Here is a 1,574-nt window from a genome sequence, read left to right as displayed (position 1 = left end):
TGTTGGCAAGCGCATTGCCGGCTCCGTCGATCACTGCTGTGCCAGTCAGCGTCAGGTTTTCGAGAAAAGCTCCGAGGGTGAAGCTGACCGACGAGTTGACAAGATCAATGCCGCCATCATCAAGGCTGGTGCCAGGGTTAGCTTCGATCGCTTGGTCGCCGAGATCGTCGACCGTGTAGGTGTCATTGCCGGCACCGCCGTACATCGTGTCAGCACCGAGTCCACCGTTGAGCTGGTCGCTGCCATCACCTCCGTACAGCGTGTCGATGTCGCCCCCCCCAGCCAGTGTATCGTTACCGACGTCACCGTACAGCGTGTCATTGCCTCCGTTCCCGGTCAGCGTGTCGTTGCCATCCAGGCCGCTAAGCACGTTAGCGGCGGCGTTGCCGGTGATCTTGTTGGCAAGCGCATTGCCGGCTCCGTCGATCACTGCTGTGCCAGTCAGCGTCAGGTTTTCGAGAAAAGCTCCGAGGGTGAAGCTGACCGACGAGTTGACAAGATCAATGCCGCCATCATCAAGGCTGGTGCCAGGGTTAGCTTCGATCGCTTGGTCGCCGAGATCGTCGACCGTGTAGGTGTCATTGCCGGCACCGCCGTACATCGTGTCAGCACCGAGCCCACCGTTGAGCTGGTCGCTGCCCGCATTCGCATAGATGATGTCGTTGCCTGCAGTCGGCTTCGGTTGCCCGGGCACGGTTTTGGTCGGCGAGATCGTGTCGTTGCCGGTAGTCCCATGGATCGTCACGCCCGTAATCGTGGGCGTGAAGGTGCCGGCCGTGAAGTTATACGATCCGTTCGCAAACTGCGCGAACTCAACATTTGTGAGAGTATCGGTGCCTTCCCCCGTCACGGTATAGGTCCCCGCACTTCCGGAAATTGTATAGGCGGCGAACGAGCCAAAATAGAAGGCCGTGTCGATATTGTTTCCGCCGTCTATGACATCGTCGCCGTCACCACCCACTAGAGAATCGTTGCCATCACCACCGTCCAGATGGTCCGCAAGGGTTCCTCCGTTCAGCGCGTCATTGCCATCGCCGCCGTAGAGATAGTCGGTTCCGTCATTACCGTTGAGTGTATCGTCGTTGCCGGCCCCGTGGAGCGTGTCGTTGTCGGCGCCACCGTTGAGAGTGTCCTTGCCTTCACCGCCGTAAAGTTGATCATCGCCGGCGTCGCCGTTCAGTATGTTGACTGCAGTGACGGCGTCCCCGCCGCCCGTCTGTGGATCATACTCGGCAAAAAGAATGTCAGCCTCGTTGCCACCACTCAGCGTGTCGTCGCCAGATCCGCCATAAAGGACATCAAGGCCGTCGCCGCCCGTCAGTATGTCATTGTCGGCTCCGCCGTTCAGCGTGTCGTCGCCAAGATCACCCGCCAACGTGTCGTTGCCGGTGCCGCCATAGATCTGGTCGTTGCCGTCCAGGCCAGACAGCGTATCATCGCCGCCGACGCCATAAATGATGTCGGCCTCGGCCGTGACCGGACCCGACAAGGTAGCATTGGTGTCGTTGCCCGGCGTCCCGGTCAGGACAGTGAACGTCCCGTCGAGGAAGTCCGTGGTCTGCAAATCATTGATG

1 protein-coding gene is annotated in these 1,574 nt (G+C 59.8%); it reads right to left on the bottom strand.

Annotation, left to right across the window (positions count from 1 at the left end; all coding sequences use genetic code 11):
- Window positions 1-1,574, bottom strand: a 1,574-nt coding sequence (locus B5V02_RS27930; protein WP_146606160.1) for a calcium-binding protein, incomplete at both ends; no start/stop codon positions are given.

The organism is Mesorhizobium kowhaii (genome assembly GCF_003253745.1).
Taxonomy (GTDB): domain Bacteria; phylum Pseudomonadota; class Alphaproteobacteria; order Rhizobiales; family Rhizobiaceae; genus Mesorhizobium; species Mesorhizobium kowhaii.
This window is presented reverse-complemented; position numbering and strand designations above follow the sequence as displayed.